Raw genomic sequence first — 20,380 nt, forward strand, 5'->3', positions numbered from 1 at the left:
GTGACGTGGGTCAACAATTAGCAGGAAAAGTGGCCATTATCACGGGTGCCGGCTCCGGCATGGGGAAATCCATGGCGGAATTATTTGCCAAGGAAGGCGCCAAAATCGTGGCCGCCGATATCAACGAAGACCGTCTCAACGAAGTGGTTAAGGCCATCACCGACGCCGGCAATGATGCCGTCGCCGCGGTCACCAACGTTACCAAGGAAGCCGATGTGGTCGCCATGGTCCAAAAGGCCGTTGATAGCTTTGGTCACCTGGACATCTTAGTCAACAACGCCGGTATCATGGATAACATGGCCCCGGTCGGCACGCTGACCAACGAGTTGTGGGACCGCGTGATGACGGTCAACACGACCAGCGTGATGCTGGCAACGCGGGAGGCCTTGAAGCTCTTTACCAAACAAAAATCTGGCGTCATCTTAAATATCGCCTCCGTGGGCGGTATCGGTGGTGGCCGCGCCGGTGCGGCTTACACGGCTTCTAAGCACGCGGTGGTCGGCCTGACCAAGAACACGGCGTACATGTACGAAAACATGGGCATCCGGACCAACGCCATCGCGCCGGGTGGCATCAAGACCAACATTGCCGAATCCATGAAGGGCGTCGACAAGGAAGGCATGGAACGCCAAAGCGTCGGCATGCCACTGTCCCCAGAACCAGGAACCGGCGACGAAATCGCCCAAACGGCCCTATTCCTCTGCTCAGACGCAGCCAGTTACGTAAACGGAACGGTTGTGCCGGTTGATGGCGGGTGGACTAGTTATTAAGATAAGAGTGCGGAGCGAACCGCTTAGACTCTGAGCATTAGAGGAATAAGGTGTTCCTATTCGGCAAAGCCGAATAGGGGCACCTTATTTTTCTAAGCGCAGGAGTCTGGTTCGCGGAGCACGTTTCGGAGGCCGCCAGGACCAGGATAGTCTGGCAAAAATATCTTGAACGCACCGAACCAACCTAACCATAAAGAACCATCGCCGGGCAGGAGGTCTTATTTTTACTAAGCGCAGGGACCTGCCCGCTTTTGCACGTTTCGGAGGCTGCCAGGACCAGGATAAAATGGCGAAAATATCTTGAACAAACTAAACCAGTCTAACCACAAAGAACTGTCGCCGGGCAGGAGTTCTGGGGCTTTCTAAGCGCAGGGACCTGTCCTTTTTCGCACGTTTCAGAGGCTGCCAGGACCGGGATAAAATGGCGAAAATATCTCGAACGCACTAAACCAGTCTAACCACAAAGAACCATCACCAAATAGGGGCACCTTATTTTTCTAAGCGCAGGAGTCTGGTTCGCGGAGCACGTTTCAGAGGCTGCCAGGACCGGGATAAAATGGCGAAAATATCTTGAACGCACTGAACCAACCCAACCACAAAAAAGCTCCCCAACCACGCCAAACAAAAAAAGCCTGAGACCACATCCCAGACTTTCCCCACTACCGCACGCCCAGGTCCACGCCGCCATCCACGTGGAGCACCTGTCCCGTGACGAAATCATTTTCCATCAGGTACAGATAGGCCGAAGCGACTTCTGCCTGGGTGGCCACGCGTTTCAGCGGCACGCCCTGCGCAAAATCCTGTGCCTGCTGGGCCACTTGCTCGGCGCTCAACTGGCGCCACAAGCCTGTCGGCGTCCAGGTTGGTGCGACCGCGTTGACCCGGAAGTCTGGCGCCAATTCGACCGCTAAGCCCGCCACCATGGTATTGATGGCCTGATTGCCGATGATGGCCCCAGATGCGTCATCCGGATGACCGCCCGCGCCGGAGGTAAAAATCAGCGAACCGTGTTCGTTTAAATGCCCGACCGCCGCCTTGGCCAGTTGGAGGTTGGCGAAAAATTTATCCTCGATAGCCTGACGAATGGTGGCCACATCGTTGTCCAAAAAGCCACCGCCCATGGCCCCGCCTAAAAAGGACAGGACGTGGTCAAATTTCGGCTGACACGCAAAGAAGACCGCCAGCTGGTGCGGGTCCTGCGCATCGAGCGCGGTGCCCGTTGCGTCCGTTCCCGATAACTGGAGTCGCGTCAACGCGGCATCCACGTGGGCCTGGCTGTGGCCAATCACGTGCACGCTCGCCCCCGCCTGTAAGGCCTGGCCGGCGACCGTTTCGCCAAATCCCGATGTGCCTCCGACAATTAAAATTCGCTGTTGTGTCAACTTCATTTTACGCACCTACCATTCTTTTGTCTTTACCAGCCATCATACAACAATGGTCACAAATTGACGACCCATTCCGTTATCGTTACACTAGTTAACAGGATAAGTCGATAAGGAGACGATTGGGTAAATGATGTGGTTAGTTTTTCTGATAATTGGATTTCTAGTGGGACTGTTGGTCCTCTCAACTGGGGGCGGCGGTGCGGCTATTTATCTGGGCCTGTTGACCAGCGTCTTCGGGTTGGCGCCCGCGGTCGCCGCGTCCACGTCGCTGTTCACGGCGTTTCCATCGTTGGTGGTGGGTGCCTACGGCCATTACCGCACCGGCCAGATTCATTTTAAGGTCGGCAACCAAATGCTGCTGACGGCCATCCCCGCCACGGTGGTGGGTGCGCTGGTAGCGCCGTACATCCCCAACGACATCTACACCTGGATCGTCGCCCTCATTTTGGCGGGACTCGGCGTGCAGGTGCTGATCAAACGTTTCTTCATGACCAAGGCCAAGGCGCCCCGCCATCAAAGTGCTCAGGCCGCCATCTACGGCATGTTGAGCGGGATCATGGTCGGCGTCGCGGGCCTGAGTGGCGGCGGTCCCATCATCGCGGGGCTGTTGGTCTTGGGGCTGGACATGTTGCCGGCCGCGGCGACCTCCTCTTACGTGCTGGTCGGAACGTCGCTGGTGGGTCTGCTCTTTCACCTGTCAGCCAACAACATCGACTGGCAGGTCGGCATCTGGCTGATGATCGGTGCTGTCCTGGGCGCGTTGTGTGCGCCAAGACTGTTGATGCACGTGGATCCGGCCAAACTCAACTATTACCTCAAGCCGTTCATGGGCGTCCTGCTGATTTTCATGGGCGTGCGCATGCTCTTTTAATCCCAAAATGACCTTGACCCACCGCGTGAACGTGATGAGGCAAGGTCATTTTTTTATAGTTAAAACGTTGCTAGACCAACGTTTGTCAGCAATCGTTCAGTTTTTCCACCAATTAGGGGGTTACAAATCGCGATTGGATTTCGTTAGTACTAGTAGAGGATTAATACCGCCGCTTCCGGTCAACTGCCACGCCGGTCGCCAGCAAGGTGCCGGCCAAGACGAAGCCGACCGCGCTCAGCCAGTTTTCATTGGCCTCACCGGTTTGTGGCAGGCCGTCGCTCAAGCCTAGGGCGCGCAAGATGTTGTTGCGGACGGATTCGAGTTGGGCAACCAATTCGGTATCCCCCTTGGCCCGAGCTGCAGCGATGGCGGCGTCGACCTTGTTCAACAAGGCCTCTTCGCCAGCAACATCACCGTTTTCTTCAAAGTTGATCAAGTCGTCTTCAAAGTCTTCGGCTTCTGCCTCGGAGTAGTCGGGGTGCTCGTGTTCGTAGGTCAAGTCCTCTTCGCCACCGTTATCCTCTTCGGGTTCTTCGGTGTCGGGATCAACGACATTCGGTTCCTCGGTCCCTGGCGTTTCCGTGTCAGGATTTTCAGTGTCAGGTTCTTCTGGATACGTGGGGATGCCAGGAACTTCGATGCCGGGGTGGACGGGAATTTCGAAGTCATTCTCTTCGTCGTCGACGTCTTCTTCATTGTCCTTGTTGTCTTGCAGGTCCCAACGGTGGGTTTCCGCGTTGACCACCACTCTGTCGGCAATAATGTTACCGTCGATGTTGGCATCGGCAATCACGTCAGCGGATGGTGCCAAGATACTGCCTTGGAAGGCCTTCTTGAAGTCCAGCGTCCCGGTGTATTGCTTGTCACTGGCCTGGCTGTTGTAGAAGTTCCACAGCAAATGGTTGTCCCCAAAGTCTTCCGTTTCGTGGTTGTTCCGTTCGGTCCCATCACTGTAGAAGACCTTAATTTGGGAGTTCACGTTGTAGTCGTCGTTGCCACCGGTGTCCACGTTGATGATGACCGTGGTCCCGTCAGCGTCTGGTGACAGGCCGTAGATGGTCAGCGGCGTGTCGCTGTTCAATACGTCCGGCGTCAGGTTGATGACGATCTGGTTGTTTTCGTTAGGCGTCATGTTCGTGATGTCGATGACCCGGTTGTTCTGGTCGTCAAAGTCACTGTTGCTAAACGTCGCATTGCTGGACTGGTTGGCCAACGATTCATTTAGGGCCTTCAGTTTCGCAAATTCGGCGTCGAAATCAATGTAGGTTTGGCCATTTTGGTCTTGGTAAACTTCACTGGCCAGCAGGTGGTCAATGTATTCGCCGTTGATCATCGGCCGGTTGGGATTGCTGATGTCGATCGTAATGCCTTCCCCGAAGACGACCTTGTTGCTCCGCGTGTCCCCACCGGAAACGAAGGAACTGTTGGCAATGTTGGTGACATTTTGGATGTACGAAATATCCTTGTCCAACAATTCTTCAATGATGTTGGTCCCAAAGTTGACGTTCCCAATCAGGTTTTGCACGGCAATGTTCCCGTTGGTGTGGGCGTTCAATTCGGCCTCCCGCGCAAAAATGTGGAAGACGGAGGAGACACCTAAGATGTTGTCCAGGTCTGGGTAGTCATCGTAAACACTACCGCCGGCTTGAATCCCGGTGTCAGCATAAGGCGTCACCGCGGCAGCCGTCGCGTTGGTGCCGGCGAGCTTATGTAGTAAGTTGCTGATGGATTGGACTTTCGACGAATTGGCTGCGGCCTTAGCGATTTGGCTTAAGCTGGCGTGGTCATACCGCTTTGGTGCGGTCGCCTGTTTCACCGTTTGCTTGATGGACTGCTTCAAACTGTGATCGACCTTCAAGGACTTCGGTGTCGTCAGTGACTTCTTATTGACCGATGCGGCCGCCTTGACGCTGGTCGTCTTCTTCGCGTTACTAGACTGGACATCTGATTCAGCCGTGTTCGACGCATCGATTGACGATTCACTAGAGTCACTAGATTGGCTTGATGATTCACTGCTTTCACTAGAACTAGTGGCAGACGTGGCTGAAGGGTCGCTTGCAGACGAGCTGGTAGCGCTACTTTCACTACTGCTGCTTTCCCCGCTGACCACTGAACTGCTGCTAGAGCTAGCCCCAGCAACATCGGCGTTGGCGGTCACCGTGGTCCCGGCACCCAGCGTGACTAACAGCACAGCACAGGCGAAGACCCAGCGACGGCCACTCTTGTACATTTTAAAGTGCGTCCGTTTCGTTTCCATATTGATTTAATCCCTACCTTTCCCAATAAGACTCCACCCCTATTTTCGTCCTCCCGGCGGCAACAATCAACACAATTCGCTAATTATTTTAAACAAAAATTGCTTAGTTGTCCGGTAGTTCACCACATTGATGAAATTGGATAGAAATGGGCAAAAAAAGAGTGACCACAACGAAAATTTTCGTTGGACCACTCGTGATGAATCCATTTATCTAATTAGTGACGACGGGCCTTCACGCCCATCCCTAACGTTGCTAAGGCAACTGCTACGCCGGCAGCAATCAGCTCAGCGCTATTCTGCTCGTTGGTTTGTGGTAACGTCGTTGGGGTCGCAGTCCGCTTGGCAGCCAGACGGCTCGCGGCGGCTGGTTGGTGAGCCACCGGTGCCTTGGTGCCCCGCACAACACGGGCACTGTTCTTGGCCACTAGACTGACCGGCTGACCGTTTCGCTTAGTCGTGTTCTTAACCACGCGGTCGGCTTGCCCGGCTGATTGGGTCGTGGTTTTGGCAGCCGGTGTCGTGGTATCGATGGTGGCACCATCCCCGCCAGTTAACGGCGTGACCGTGTCATCTGTGGTTGGCGCAACGATTTCATCCGCGTCGCCACCAGTGACCAGCGTATCCGGCGTCGTGGTGTCCGGCGTCGTTGGCGTCGTGTCCGGGTTAGTGGTGTCTGGCGTGGTCGTACCGCCAGGGTTGGTGGTGTCGGTGTCGGGATCCTTAGTATCCGGATCAGTCGTGTCTGGGTCAGCGGGGTCCTCGCCATTCTTAACGGTGAAAGTCAGGTTAACGCCGTATTGATAGGTCTTCTTGTTGATGACCGTCAGCGTGTAATCGCCGTCCGGCACATCCCCGATGGCCTGCAACTTGAACCCGCCATTACTGGTGGTAACGATCTTAAAGTATTCGCCAGCAGTCCCCGGATTGTAAACGATCATCGGGTCGTCCGTGACAATGGCCCCCGTTGCATCTTGAACCCCAGCGATGACACCAGCCACCGGATCAATTTCACGATTCTTGGACGTCAACGTGTAGGTTGGACCGGTGACCGTTTGGAAGTCCATGCTGGAGAGCCCTTGGGCATAGCCTTTTTGATTTTGTACTCCAGAAGTTAAGTGGTTGTCTGGTAAATATAACGTTCCCGTGTAATGACTCATGTCGGTCAAATCGCCGGACAGATTATTGTCCGCCGCGTACAATGACGCCAAATTAGGAAAGTTGTCAATGCCGCTTAAATTACCGGTCAGCTGGTTGTAACCCAGCATCAACGTCTTCAGACTAGTGGAACTTCCGAGATCCGCTAAAGTCCCCGTCAAGTTGGCATTCGTCACGGTAAAGTTTTGCAGGTTGTGATAATTTGTGATGTCTGGCAGATTACCGGTCATGCCAGAATGCGTGATGCTTAAGATCATCAGTTCTGGGTTGTTACCAAAGGTTTGCTTAAAGAAAGTTGGAAAATCGACGCCATTCAGCGCGCTGTCAGTGATGTAGACAATGCTCAAGTTCTTAGCAAACGAGAAGTCAATCCAACCATCGGCCGGTAAGTCACCATTTACTTCAAGCATTCCCAATCGGGTAAAGTACTGTAACCCTTCCAGACTCGTTGGCATGCCAGCTGCATTGCTAATGGTCAAGGAATTCAGGCGAGCCAGATTTTCAGAAAGGTTAGCATCAGTAACCGTGACATCCCCCTCCTGATTCCACCGGTTGATATCGTATTCAACTGCGGCTCGCAAATTGGCATCCGGCATCCAAACTGATGCATCCACACCGTCAATGCTGGAAGTAGCGGTCTTCATTAGACTAGTCCGAGCAAGCCGCGCTGGGTCGTAAGTAGCTGGTGTATTCAAGTCGCTAACCGCCATTTTGTCAGTGTTACCGGTTTCATCGATCTTATCAGTGGTGTTATCCGTATTGCCAGCCACATTGCTCTCAGGACTTTCATCCTTGACCGTGTCTGGTGTGTCGTCGACAACATCATCAGCTTGTCCTGACTGGTTATCGACGGGGGCTTGTGGTGCCGGTTCGTCGTTAACATTATCCTTGTCTGAACTAGCATTCACATCAGCATCCGATTGCGGTGCGCCAGTGTTATCCTTTTCTTGATCACCATTGATGACGTCGCTGTTCGTATCGTCGGCAGAATTGTCGAAATCGACGTCACTGTCAGCACCATTTTGAACATCGCTTTCTTCGGTCGTTGAAGATGTTGTTGTCTTTAAGACCTGTTGCTTATCTTGCAAATTGCTTGCTGGTTGGACATTGCTGGACGAAGCGTCATTACCTGACGCATCATCGGCTTGAGCCGTGGTGCCCGCACCAACGAGTCCTAGACCTAAACTCATCACCGTGATGCATGCGAAAACCCAGCGTTTGCCTGCCTTGTAGCTCTTGTAGTGCTCTTTCATTGTCCCTAATTCATTCCGCATGATAACTTCCCCCTAATGAAGTTTATGTGCTGCAATCGCCCTAGCCATTTAATTTTACGTTACACATCTGTTAATGTGGGTAATCTTTTCTACACCCTTATTGTATCCCGTTTCGCAAGAAAATCAAGCTTAATTGTCAGGTGATAAAACTAATTACCCAAATTACTTGTTTTCTCGAAAAATATTTCTTTTGATGGCTACTAGTTGGTGTTTCATTAAAGGTTTTACCTAGTTAGTCACCGCTAAAATCAAGGCCAATTTCCCCAACAAATTCAGCGAATTACGTAAATTGTCTAATCCGTTTCGATAGCGCTTTCGTTAGACTAATCGTCAACCCTATATTTGTTATCTGAATTAACTTAGACACATTTTGACAAGCAAAAGAAGCACACCAAGTCTCTGGCATGCTTCATTAGATCTATTCACGTTTGCGGTGTCGCCAGACAAGGCCCACCACGCCCAGTAGAAGTCCCCAGCCGCCATACCAGGCCAGTTGGTTCTTGTGCTGACCGGTTCGCGGTAAGAGCGGTCGTTGCGACGATGACTGGAAATCAAAGCTCGCCAGTCGGCGTGGTAACTGCGGTGCAGGCGTCGCGGCTATCGCGTCACTGACCCCGGCGTGATTAACGGGTGTCACGGGCGCTACCACACTGGCCGTCCCCGCCTGATACGCAGTTGGCGTTGACTCAACCGTAGCCGTCGGTGTGGCTGATTGATTCGGTTCAGCTGGCTTAGTCACCGTGGGCGGCGTCACGGGCGTCGGTACAGTTGGCTTCGGATCCGGTGTCGCTGGAGGGACGACCCCCGGTGCCACTGGTGGCGTCACCCCAGCAACTGGCGGCTTGGAGGGAGTCGGCTTAGACTGGTCTTGCTGGTAAACGAACTTAATCGTAATCGGATCAGCGGTGTATTTACCTTTGGTATTTTCAGGCAATGGCGTTTGCAACGTGTATCCCTTAATTTTTACCGCTAGCTCTTCAGCATTGTAGTCATCGTCCACAAACCCCTGGGGCAGTTTCTGGTCTTGCGCTATAGTCTTTCCGGATTGGTCTTGGTAATGGATGGTGATGGGGCCAGCCGCCTGAGCGATGGTGTAGGGTTGGATGACGTACCAGCCCTCTCTCGGATTACCCTCTAAATCGATACCTTCTACTTGTTTTTTCGATATATCAGCTTCAGCTACTAGATAATATTGATCTGGTGATACAACTAGGTAATCGTCATCCGGATCATTTACTCCCAAATGTTGATCTGGAATATTTTGAAACCATAAATCATTCCTATCGTTAGCCACAACGATATTTTCTCTCAACAATGTCTGGTAATACGTATGGTAATCCTCCTCAACAATATTATACCTTACATTTTGTCGTAAAAATTCCCCCTCTTCCAAGCAAGCATCATCCTGAATTCTCATCAGATTTACCGTTTCCCCATTCGCTAATTTAACTGGGGAAAACATATGATACTTCCTAGTCTGAGCATCCACCCTGATTGGCGGTAAAATCGCATACTGCATATCAAAGCGTGTCTCTGCATTAGATTTAAGATCTTTCAATGGACTAAAGTCAACTATGTGATTGTAATCTAAAAGAAGTAGTGTTAACTTACTGACGTTCTGAATCGGCGAAATATCTTCAATACGATTATTTCTCAAATTTATCTTTTTCAATTTAGACAAATAAGCTAGAGGAGAAATATCAACCACGTCACCATGCATCTGAAAGGGTGCATAGTTTCGTTCTCCTCCACCCATCGCAATACTTTCCAAATTTGTGGCATACTCTAATCCTTCTAGTGAAAATTCAGTTTTTCCATCAATATAAGTGCTTATTCCATCCGAATGATAACTCCCGATTATACTCACATCACGTAGCAGGCTCATGTCCTGTTGCGTAATATCAGTGACTTTTTTCCAGGTTCTATCTGGATGAGGATCTACTTGATCTCTATCTCCTATCTGTAGCGTCCGTAAAATTGCCTTTTGCAATCTCGGATTCGGCATCCACTCATCAATCGTTCGATCATCATAAGCCATAACTGGAACTGACTGGTCAGGAGTAGGTTCAGTTGATACTGGAATACCCGTCGGCACAACGGCCACAGCCGACTCATCCGTCGAAGTTCCCACTTGATCCGGCTGTTCTCCGGCCACCACGGGCGGTGTCATCACCTGTTCCGCCGTCCGGGCAATCGCAGGCTGGTCTGCCTCGGTATCGGGTGTAAGCGCCGTTGTCAGCTGTACCTGCGCGCCACCAGTCTCGTCCTCGTCGTCATCAGTTGTCGCTGTCGCTTGATCAGAAGTTGGACCAATTTTCGTCTTGCTCGCTTCATCATCTAGTACCTGCGTCTGACCAACTGCCGGTTCGTCTTGCTGGTCCGCTGAGGCCGGCGTGGTCATTCCCAACTGCCAACCAACGCTCATCAGTACCATTGTTGAAAGCATCACACTTTTATCAGCGTTATCCGTAAATAGTCGTCTACTTTCTCGTTGTTTCTTACCCACTTAAAGATTCCCCACTTTCTGCTCATCCCCGGTTAAATTCCCCGTTCAGTCATCTAGACCACTAACGAGTTAGGTATTAGTATACGACAAAATAAGTCAGAAAGACACTATAATATTAATTATTTATCATGGTAATTAAATAATTATAAAATGCAAAAAGGACAGAACCTTAGCCCTGTCCAACTTACTATTTTTGCTTTTTCAGTAATCTCATCCACCGCCGCTTACCTAGCCAACCGTTAACCACCGTTATCAGCAGTAAAGCCATCCCCCACCAAGCCCAGACCCGTCGCTCATCGGTCTGTGGTAAGGTTGGTTGCCGTGACGTCAATTTTCGATGTCCCCCTGCTTTATGGTACGTGGCCGCTTGTTGCAAGGCTGTTCCGTGACCCGGAATTGCTTTTCTTCTTGGCCGTTGTGGCGTCTTCGTCAGCAGGTCCCCAATCTCGGCATGCGTGACTGGCATCGTTGGCGTCACCGCACTCTCCGTACCGGCCGACGGCATCTCAGACGTGGGCGCCACCGTGACTGGCGGCTGGTTCACATCAGTCGGCCCTGTCGCCGTTGGCGGCGTCACCGGCACTGGCGATCCTGGAAAGATTGGTTCCGTCGGTGGTACCACTGAAGTTGGTGGTATCACTTCTACGGGCGGTGTCACCCCAGGAACTGGTGGCCGCGTCGCATCCGGTTTCACTGGATTTTTCCGATAAACATAGGTCACCGAGATGGGGTTGGCAGTGTACTTTCCTGCCGCATTATCCGGTGGCGTCGTCAGCGTGTATCCCTTAATGGCCGCAACCAACTGACTGGTATCATAAGCGTCCCCGACATTTCCCTGTGGCAACGTTCGGTCTGGCGCCAGCGTTTGTCCCGTCTGATCCTGATAATGGACCGTGACTGCCCCAGCTTTCTGGATAATGGTGTAGGGCTGAACCACGTACCACTCGATATCCCCGTCGGTCGTCTTAAACTCATCCGTATCCGGATAAGCCTCCCCCATCAGGTAATAATAATCAGGTAAGGCAATTTGATGATGAGCCTGATTATCCTCTAGACCGCCATAATCACCTGGCAACTGATCAGGAATATTCTTAAAATACAGGGTGCCCCAATCATCATCAGTCTCACCCATATCGATATCAGTACCTGGCATGGTGTGGTACTCAACGAAATTCCAAAGATGCCCCGTCTCGGTCAGTTGAAATGAAATATTTTGTCGCAGATAATTTGCAGGCGTCGTTCCCAATCCCGCCACTGCCCAGGGACCATTCGGCTGTATGTAAGGTGACGCCATTTGTGCCCTTCGCGTCTGGGCATCTACCGCAATCGTAGGCAACGTCACCAGTTGCCTAGTCACTGTCAGTTGACGAAATTCATGTCCCTCCAACGGACTAAAGTCAGCGATATGATTAAACGTTAAATATAACCGGTCCAACTGCTGCAGATGCCGCAGTGGTGAAATATCGGCAATTCGGTTGTTATCTAAGGCCGCATATTCTAGCTTAGGTAGATAGGCCAGCGGCGAAATGTCGACCACGTCACCGTACACTTGGAACGGTTCATTTTGAATGTGTCCACCACCCAACGATAATTTTTCAAGATTCACGGCGTAAGCCAACCCTTTGAGTGAAAATTCCGTTTTGCCATCGATGTAACTACTAATACCATGCGACTCGGCATTTCCCGTGACGTACAAACGCTGTAGCCGCCGCATATCCTGCTGGGTAATTTCCTGCTGGGTGGCCCAGGTCTTCCCATCTGTTTGGGACGTATCCCGTAGCGCTAACCAAACGGCGTGCTGCAGGATCCGGTTCGGCATCCACTGATCAATTGTTTCATGCGTATAGCTCGCCACCGGAAATTGATAGGGGGCCGGCGCTGTGGACGCTGGTTCACCCGTGGTATCCGCAACGGTGTCGGCACCGACTGGCTCCGCGGCCGTCGGCACAGCAGTCATGCGCGTAGTTTGTCGGCTAGTTGGCACTGGTCCCTGGCTCTTGGGCAAAGTCGCCTGAGCCACCGTTCGCGCAATCGCCACTGCATCGACTGTGTTATCCGGGGTCACAGCGCTTGTTGCTTTCTTGGTGGTCACAGTAGTCCCATCAAGCGCCTCAGTTGCATTGATTGCGCCCCCATCTGCCGCATCATCCCCGTCGTCATCCCCGGCCGGTTCGTCGCTTGCCTTTTCCACTGTCACTGCCGGTTGTTGCTGACCGGCAGGCACCGGTGTCTGGTCCGCCGCGGCTGGGATTGCCGTTTTCAGTTGCCACCCCAGGCTCACCAGCGATATTAGTACGATAACCCCGTATTTATCCGTATTAGCTTCAAAATATTTTCGATAACGTTGTCGTTGGACGTGCAAAATCCAATCCCCCCTGATATGAACTAGCTTAGTATCGATGAATTTCTAATCGCTTCATCACTTTTTAGTATACAACAAGCTTCTTTATAAAACTACTATAACATTAATTATTTATAACTATAATTATATTTATGCTAACCACACAAAAAAGGACAGGACCCTTGCCCTGCCCCATATCGTTCACAATTACTTCGTCCGCCGGCGCTTACCAAACCAGCCGCCGACCGCGGTCACTGCCAGCAAGGCCACGCCCCACCAAGCTGATGTCTGGCGTTCGTCAGTCTGCGGCAAGGTCGTCGCTGGTGCGTTGGTCTTCACTGGCGTCGCGGCGGGACTGGTGGTTGTGCCCTGACCCGTCTGGATGGGCCGGCCACTCACGGTATCACCGGCGCCACCATCGGCCGTTGTCACCGAGCCGGTAGGGCCATCCGTTGTCACGTCATCTCCACCATCAGTGATTTCATCCCCATCGCCACCGTCGATCACTTGGTCGCCGTCGCCTCCAGTCGTCTCGTCGTCCGTCTTTTCGTAAACGTATACGATGCGGCCATCACTGTCGCCAAAGACGCCCGTGGCATTGGCCGGCGTCGCGACCAGCGTGTAACCGTCAATCGCCAGCGGGCTCGTGGTATACGCCGTTCCGGGCTGACCACTAACCGTTTGGCTTGGCGCCAGGTCGGTTCCATCGGCCAGCTGGTAGTAAATCGTCATCGTCACATCTTCGGTCGGCGTGACCACAGGTGGCGTCACGGTCCCCCCACCATCTTTTTCATACACGTAAATCACCGTGATGGGATCCGTGCCATATTTCCCAGTGGCGTTATCCGGCGTGGTTTTCAACTTGTACCCGCTGATGGTCACTGGCGACGTCTGGTAGTCCTCGCCAATCATGCCCGTTGGCAGAACCACGTCGGCGGCCAGCGTTTTGCCACTTTCATCCTGATGCTTGACCGTGACCGCCGCAGCCTCTTCGGTAATGTCATACCCCTGCATGGCCACGAACATATAGCTACCATACGAGTCGTTGCCCTCAGCCTTCCCGGTCATAAAATAATTGTTTTCCTGCACATCGACCGTCACTCCGGGATATTCGGTGATGCCCGGGATTTGGTCCTTGAGTGCCGTATAGTTCAACCCACCCTGACCGTCACTCACGCCAGTGCCCCCAGTGAAGTAGAAACGGTAAGTGAAGCCACTACTGTTGAAAAAGACGGGATCGGCAACCCGCACCGCCACCGGTTCCAGCTGAATGACGTTACCGTCGATCGTGATAAATTGGACCTTCAGGTGCGCGGAACGTTTGGTAGCACTGACCTTGACCGGGTCCAAGACGACTGCCTGGGAGCCCGCATGAAATTTTTGATAACTGTTTCCCTTCAGCACGGAGAAATCCTGGATCCGGTTAAATGCCAAATATAGCGTCTGGAGATTCTTCAAGCCAGCTAGCGGCGCCACATTCGTAATACGGTTGTGTTGCAAATCCAAGGTCGTCAGCTTTTCCAAACCGGCCAGCGGTGTTACGTCGGCGATATCCCCGTAGTAAGCCCCCGGTTCACCGTCCAAGTTGCCGCCAGCATAAAAGCTGGTCAAGTTCGTGGCAAATTCCAGTCCATCCAGCTTAAAGTCCGTCTTGCCATCAATATAGGTGCCCGCGCCGGTTTGTATCGAGAGCGCCTTCAGCAGAGCCATGTCCGCTTGCGTAATGTCGGCGGCGCTCGCCCAGCTTTGATTAGGATTCTGGGTCCGCAAGGCCTTCAACACTGCCTGTTGGAGTACGGTGTTGGGCATCCACTCATCAATCGTGGTCGCCTTCTGCTGATGAGCCAACTTCACGGTCGCCGGTTTGGCCACCTGGGCCTTCACCAGTTTCACCGCCTTGAGTTGCGGTGCGGCCCCGGTCTGAGTGACTGGTTTAGCGCTTGGCTGGTCGGCTGGCGCGCTGATGGGCACCGGGGTCTCTACCTCAGGCGTGGCCAAATCAGCGTCTTCAACTGCGGTGACGTCCGTTACTTTAGTGTCAGTCGTCACCGCCGCTTGTGCTGGTTCGGCTGGTTCAGCCGCCGCAGTCGTTTCTGCATCCGTTACAACATCATTTATGTTAGCGTTTTCATCTTCAGGCAAATTAGTTGTCTCATCCGTATCCGCCACTGCCGTCGTCGTTTCCTGAGTCCCTGCAGACAACGTGACTGCCGAATCTGTCTGACTAGCGGTTCCCGTCGCCGCGGTCGGGGCGTTTTCCGGGGTGGTTTCGTCGGCCTGCGCCGTCACGTGCCCCGCTCCCATCGCCAACGTCGCGGTGACCAGACTGGCGAACGCCCAGGTCCGTCCTCGCTTCATCATTTCCATCTGTCGTTTTGACGCAACTGTCCGTCGCACAATAATCCTCCTCATTCTGCTGATCACTCAGCCAGCACCTTAGTGTTACGAAATTGGCTATTAGTGTGTTATTGGCAATCCCTAACTAAGTCCTATTATAACCGATTATCGGGTGAAAAGCCAGCATAGTTTAAACCATTAACATTAAGTAATTAATTGCACAAAAATAGACTAGTCCACTTGATGACTAGCCCATTTTAATGCTATTAGTGTTGTTTTCTGCGGAGACCGACTAAGCCTAATAATCCGCCGAGTAGCGCCAGGCCCCACAGCGGTGAAACGGTGCGCTCATCCGTCTGTGGCAAGGTCGTCTGAGTTGTCGTTGTGGGCGTCGCTTGCGCGGCTGTTGATAAGTTAACCGTCGGCGTCGCTCCCGATTGTGCTGTACCTACTGGCGCACGACCGATTGTAACCCGATTTGCTTGTCCGCCCTTGCCCGGTTGTTGTTGGGCTGGTGTTGCCGGTTTGGCTGGCGTCACCTGATCTGGTTCGGTCGTAGGCGTTGTGGGTTTCGTCGGCTTCGTTGGTTTGTCCGGTTCGGGAGCGACTTGGTCGCCATCTCCGTCCGTTTCAGTCTTGGCGTAGAGGTAGGTCACAACAATATCGATGTCGCTCATAGTCCCGGTAGCGTTGGCCGGGGTGGTAACCAGCTCGTAGCCTGCCGGAATGTTGACGGCCGGACTGGTCGTGTACGTATCGCCAGCCTTTCCTGTGATGATCACGTCTGGGGCCACCTGCGTGCCGTCTGCCGTTTGGTGGTGGACCGTCACGGTAATCGTTTGCGTCGGCGTGACTGGCGGCGTCACGGCGTCCTTGGTGTAAACATAAATGATGTCAATCGGCTCATCGCCGTAAACACCACTCGCGTTAGCCGGTGTCGTGGTCAACGTGTATCCCGTGATAGCTAGCGGTGTGGTCGTGTATTGCTCTCCCACTAGACCGGCAGCCAATACCAGATCATCCGAAATGGCCTTTCCTGCAGTATCTTGATAGTGAACCGTCACCGGCTGAGCCTCTTCGCCGATAGTATAAGGGGTGTAATCCGAGAAGTATTGCACGCCTTCTTCACCATTGCTGTCCTTGTCAAAATAAACTTGTGATAGATAATATTTATACGGCAACTGCGTGGTCTTATAACCACTAAAAACCGTTGCTGTAGAGCCTGGCATGACCTGATCAGGAATGCCGGTGTAAACCACATGACCATTACCATCCGGTGTCCCCACCCCGGCCGATTCGAAACTATAAATAGCGGTTTGTGTATCGTACATCCAGCCATAACCTTTATTGGCCATCGTCTCTGAGTTGAAGTTTTGCGGCCATTTAATCGTAATCGGCGTCGTCGCTGTCCGAGTCTTGCCATCGACGATAATTGGATCATGAATGATTAATTGGTGGTCAAATGTCATCCTATCGGTATACTGTGCATAATTTAACGAAGAAAAATCAGAGACACAGTTATATGGCATCTGCAGTGTGACTAAATTTTTCAAGTCAGCAATCGGCGTCACATCGGTAATCCGGTTCAGCGCTAGTTGTAAGAACTCCAGCTTTGTCAGCGACCGCAACGGTGAAATATCTGTAATATCGCCAAAGTAATGACCACCATCAGGCGATGGCCCTGAATAATTGACCAAAGTCGTGCCCCAAACAATAAACGTATTACCTTTCAAGTCCAAGTAAGTCAGATTAACGGCATACTGTAACCCTTCGAGGGAAAAGGAGTTCTTGCCATCGATGTACGTGGACATGATGTTTTCTTGGATACTGAAATGGGATAATAAGGCCATATCGTCTTGCGTAATGTCATTGACACTGGACCAAGTCTTACCTGAAGCAATCACCATCGGATTGGCCAGGCTAGTAGACTGTAAGGTGTTCAAAATCGCTTGCTGTAGCCGTTTATTCGGCATCCACTCATCAATCGACTGGTCTGCCGTGACTGCCACGGATTCGTCCTCTGGTACCGCTACGACGGGCTGAGGTGTAGGTGATGCCGCCAGCCGCAGTTTCTTCATCCGTTGCGGTGGTGTCATTTGGTCATTGCCTTGAAGCTCATTAACTTGATCATTGCCAGTCTTCTGCTCATCTGCCTGATCAGAAATTACCTGATCATCCGCATTGTCGGCCGGGTCAGCAGGCTGCTCAGCATCGGGTGCCGCCGGTTCATCTGAATCCGGTGTCTTATTAGCTGGCGTTTCAGTATTGGCTGTGTCCGGCGTTGCTGAATTGGGAGTTTCTGATTTCTGATTCTCTGCTGGTTGCGTATCCGATTCTGGTGCTGCCGGTTCCGGCGTTTCCATGCCTTGATCTGCATCCTTGACTTCAGGTGTCGGCGTTTCGCTGGACTTTAGCACCACTTGTTGAGTAGGTTTCACTTCATTAGCTGCTGGCTGGCTACTACTTGGCGCCGCATCCCCAAGCGTATCCGCATGAACGACTTCAGTCCCGCCAACCGTAACCAGGCAAAAGGTCGTGAGAATCCCCGCAAAGACCCACGCCTTCCCCTTCTTGTACATCTTATAATGTTCCGACGCATCGCACTGCTTAAACATCATCTTCACTCCCTAAGTATTGAACCCGCATGATTCGCTGATGATAGTCGCCATAGATATTTGTGAGATTGATTACTTGAGTTCATTATATTAGCAAACTAATATCAAGTCCACACCCCATGACTGTTTAGGACATACATCATTTTTTTGAATTATCATGCAAATTAAATGTAAGCGGTGATATGATACGATTCATAAATAAAATGATGCCGTGAAACAGTTCGAGAAACAATTTGTTTTTCATAGTTACTATCGTTAAAATCCGTAACAAAAAAGAGCCGATCAGCGTCAGCTCCTTTGAATGGTCTAATGGTTCTTTCGTCTTGCCTTGATGCCAACCAGTCCCAGCAAGGACCCCAGAACCGCTAGCCCCCACAGTGGTGAAGTTGCGTGTTCATCCGTCTGTGGCAAGGTCGTCTGAGTTGTCGTTGTGGGCGTCGCTTGCGCGGCTGTTGCTAAGTTAACCGTCGGCGTCGCTCCCGATTGTGCTGTACCTACTGGCGCACGACCGATTGTAACCCGATTTGCTTGTCCGCCCTTGCCCGGTTGTTGCTGGGCGGGTGTTGCCGGTTTGGCCGGCGTCACTTGATCCGGCTCGGTCGCGGGTTTCGTCGGCTTCGTTGGCGTCGTTGGTTTATCCGGTTCGGGAGCGACTTGGTCGCCATCCCCGTCCGTCTCAGTCTTGGCGTAGAGGTAGGTCACAACAATATCGCTGTCGCCCATGGTCCCGGTGGCGTTAGCCGGGGTGGTGACCAGCTCATAGCCTGCTGGAATGTTGGCGGCCGGACTGGTCGTGTACGTATCGCCAGCCTTTCCCGTGATGATCACGTCTGGGGCCACCTGCGTGCCGTCTGCCGTTTGGTGGTGGACCGTCACGGTAATCGTCTGTGTCGGCGTGACTGGCGGCGTCACGGCGTCCTTGGTGTAAATGAAGGTCACCTCAGCTGGTGTCTCCTCGTAAGTCCCTGTGGCGTTTCCGACCGTTTCCTTGTAGGTGTAACCGGCAATGGCGGGGTGATCAATCGTGTACGCTTCGCCAATTTGGCCCGTCACCGTGTCATCAGGCTTGATCGTCTTGCCCTGGTCGTCTTGATAGTGAACCGTCACCGTAGACGTGGCTTCCTTGTAAACGAAGGTGACCGTCTGAGCAGTGTCGGAGAAGGTCCCCGTGGCATTGGCCGGCGTAGTCGTCAGGACGTAGCCCGGCAGCTCCTTAGGCGTGGCGGCATATGACTCACCTACGAAGCCCGTCAATGCGTCCGGATCCGCCAAGGCCTTGCCCGCCTCATCGACGTAATTGACAGTCACATCTTTGGCCGCGTCCGCTTTAAGGTACGGCATGACCATCATCACCTGCGTATCCGCGACACCCTTAACAGTCGCGTCAAACAGTGTGACTAAGAAATAGGAGTAGTCCTCTTGAACCAAGTTTGGGTAGAGATAATCAAACGGATTTTCAGTCCCCCCAGGCATGATTTGGTCCTTAATACCGCTAAAACTCAGCTGATTGCCATCCAGTGTCACCGCATCAGCACCGTTCCAAAAAATACGGACAGTGGGCGTTGGATTGCCAGTGGACGCCACGGCAGACAAAGGGACGCCCAGTCTGAGAACCGTACTGGTTGTGAAGGTCACTCCTTGTGGTGCCTTCACTGGGTTGTCCATGACGTAGCTCCCGGTCTTCGGGATGTAAACCAGCTTTTTTTCTACGAACTGTTGGATAAATCGGCAATCCGTATATTGCGCTAAATTCAACGACGAAAAGTCCGACACCTTATTCTGTGCAAAAGCAAGCTCCTTTAAGTTCTTTAATCCCGTCACTGGTGTGATATCCGAAACACGATTAGCGGTGAGTTCTAACGACTTCAAATTCTGTAAGTCCTTCAACGGTGTTAAGTCAGTGACATCACCACGAAATGAGTACGGCGCCCAATTCATATTGTTCGAAACGTTTAGGGTCTGCAAGTTAACGGCATATTGCAAGCCTTCAAGTGAAAACGAACTCTTCCCATCAATGTACGTGGACAATCCCATACTTGGAATACTAAAATACGTCAACAGGCCCATATCCGCCTGGGTAATATCGGCCACGCTATTCCAGGTCTTCCCGGAATCTACGACCGCCTGATTGCCAGTAGTAATCGCTTTTTGAAAAGTGCCCAACACCGCCTGTTGCAGCGTTTTATTCGGCATCCACTGGTCGATTGACTCGTCAGCAGTTGTCACCGGTGAAGTTGCCGTTACGGCCGTCGTTACCGCGGCCGTGGCTACCTTAGGTGCGACCGGTGCCAGCATCCGGGCCGTGTGTCGCATCTTCTTCTGGGTCGGCGCCTTGATCTGCATATCTGGCGTTACGGCCGTGGTCACCCTGGTTACGGCTTCCTTGGTAACGGGCGCCGCGGGCGTAGTTGGCGTCACTGGTGTTGCCGCTTCCGCCTTGGTTGGAGTCGTGGTAGTTGGGGTTTCCGTAGTCGTAGTTTCCGCAGGCGTGGTCTCAGCTGTCTTGGTTGCTGGCGCGCTGGGTTGCGTTGCCGGCTTAGTTGTCGTGGCATCTGATTGCGGCTTATTCTCAGTCGCTGACGTCTCCGCATCTGCACCAGTATCAGCTGGCGTTGTGGTCCCCGTGTCGTTTTTCGTAGCTGACGTCAGCGTGACCGCCTTGGCTGGCGTTGCGCTTTGACTGCTAGTGTCGGCCGTTTGGTTATCAGTCGCTGGCGCTGTGTCCGCCTTGGCCGTCTGCCCCCCGGCGACGCCCAAAGCCAACGTGGTCGTGACGATTGCGGCAAAGACCCAGGTCTTGCCCTTCTTGTACATCTTGTAGTGTTCTTGACTTCCGCACTGTTTAAACACTGATCTCACTCCTTAAATT

10 protein-coding genes are annotated in these 20,380 nt (G+C 52.5%); 2 read left to right on the plus strand and 8 right to left on the minus strand.

The window, feature by feature from the left end; genetic code table 11:
• Positions 1–5: 5 nt before the first annotated feature.
• The gene (locus LKH74_RS05280) at positions 6–770 is read left to right on the plus strand and encodes a glucose 1-dehydrogenase (RefSeq protein WP_287708562.1); all 765 of its coding nucleotides are present in this window, start codon (positions 6–8) and stop codon (positions 768–770) included.
• Between the two features lie 659 nt (positions 771–1,429).
• Here LKH74_RS05280 and LKH74_RS05285 read toward each other — a convergent pair.
• Positions 1,430–2,158: an SDR family oxidoreductase gene (locus LKH74_RS05285; RefSeq protein WP_287788519.1), complete on the minus strand. Its 729-nt coding sequence runs from the start codon at positions 2,156–2,158 to the stop codon at positions 1,430–1,432.
• Between the two features lie 127 nt (positions 2,159–2,285).
• Between LKH74_RS05285 and LKH74_RS05290 the strand changes: the two genes are divergently transcribed.
• Positions 2,286–3,026 (plus strand): sulfite exporter TauE/SafE family protein, encoded by a 741-nt coding sequence (locus tag LKH74_RS05290; protein WP_287788837.1) that lies wholly within the window; start codon positions 2,286–2,288, stop codon positions 3,024–3,026.
• A gap of 160 nt (positions 3,027–3,186) precedes the next feature.
• On the opposite strand, the gene LKH74_RS05295 is transcribed toward LKH74_RS05290, so the two are convergent.
• The 7 genes from LKH74_RS05295 to LKH74_RS05325 all read right to left on the minus strand — a co-directional run bounded on the left by LKH74_RS05295 (position 3,187) and on the right by LKH74_RS05325 (position 20,361).
• Positions 3,187–5,283 carry a collagen-binding domain-containing protein gene (locus LKH74_RS05295; RefSeq protein ID WP_287788520.1) on the minus strand — a complete coding sequence of 699 codons (2,097 nt, stop codon included), beginning with the start codon at positions 5,281–5,283 and terminating at the stop codon, positions 3,187–3,189.
• A 215-nt stretch (positions 5,284–5,498) separates the two neighbouring features.
• The gene (locus tag LKH74_RS05300) at positions 5,499–7,712 is read right to left on the minus strand and encodes a KxYKxGKxW signal peptide domain-containing protein (RefSeq protein ID WP_287788521.1); all 2,214 of its coding nucleotides are present in this window, start codon (positions 7,710–7,712) and stop codon (positions 5,499–5,501) included.
• A 418-nt stretch (positions 7,713–8,130) separates the two neighbouring features.
• Positions 8,131–10,218: a MucBP domain-containing protein gene (locus LKH74_RS05305; RefSeq protein ID WP_287788522.1), complete on the minus strand. Its 2,088-nt coding sequence runs from the start codon at positions 10,216–10,218 to the stop codon at positions 8,131–8,133.
• A 187-nt stretch (positions 10,219–10,405) separates the two neighbouring features.
• The gene (locus LKH74_RS05310) at positions 10,406–12,580 is read right to left on the minus strand and encodes a MucBP domain-containing protein (RefSeq protein ID WP_287788523.1); all 2,175 of its coding nucleotides are present in this window, start codon (positions 12,578–12,580) and stop codon (positions 10,406–10,408) included.
• A gap of 186 nt (positions 12,581–12,766) precedes the next feature.
• Positions 12,767–14,956: a MucBP domain-containing protein gene (locus LKH74_RS05315; RefSeq protein ID WP_287788524.1), complete on the minus strand. Its 2,190-nt coding sequence runs from the start codon at positions 14,954–14,956 to the stop codon at positions 12,767–12,769.
• 206 nt (positions 14,957–15,162) lie between these two features.
• Positions 15,163–17,511: a MucBP domain-containing protein gene (locus LKH74_RS05320; protein WP_287788525.1), complete on the minus strand. Its 2,349-nt coding sequence runs from the start codon at positions 17,509–17,511 to the stop codon at positions 15,163–15,165.
• A gap of 306 nt (positions 17,512–17,817) precedes the next feature.
• Positions 17,818–20,361: a MucBP domain-containing protein gene (locus tag LKH74_RS05325; RefSeq protein WP_287788526.1), complete on the minus strand. Its 2,544-nt coding sequence runs from the start codon at positions 20,359–20,361 to the stop codon at positions 17,818–17,820.
• Positions 20,362–20,380: the final 19 nt, after the last annotated feature.

The sequence above is a fragment of the Levilactobacillus sp. genome (assembly GCF_022646225.1).
Classification (GTDB): domain Bacteria; phylum Bacillota; class Bacilli; order Lactobacillales; family Lactobacillaceae; genus Levilactobacillus; species Levilactobacillus suantsaiihabitans.

Bases quoted from the DNA above. Each gene is read 5' to 3' on its own strand.
- LKH74_RS05285 (WP_287788519.1), bottom strand. From the start codon at position 2,158: ATGAAGTTGACACAACAGCGAATTTTAATTGTCGGAGGCACATCGGGA.
- LKH74_RS05290 (WP_287788837.1), top strand. From the start codon at position 2,286: ATGTGGTTAGTTTTTCTGATAATTGGATTTCTAGTGGGACTGTTGGTC.
- LKH74_RS05295 (WP_287788520.1), bottom strand. From the start codon at position 5,283: ATGGAAACGAAACGGACGCACTTTAAAATGTACAAGAGTGGCCGTCGC.
- LKH74_RS05300 (WP_287788521.1), bottom strand. From the start codon at position 7,712: ATGCGGAATGAATTAGGGACAATGAAAGAGCACTACAAGAGCTACAAG.
- LKH74_RS05320 (WP_287788525.1), bottom strand. From the start codon at position 17,511: ATGTTTAAGCAGTGCGATGCGTCGGAACATTATAAGATGTACAAGAAG.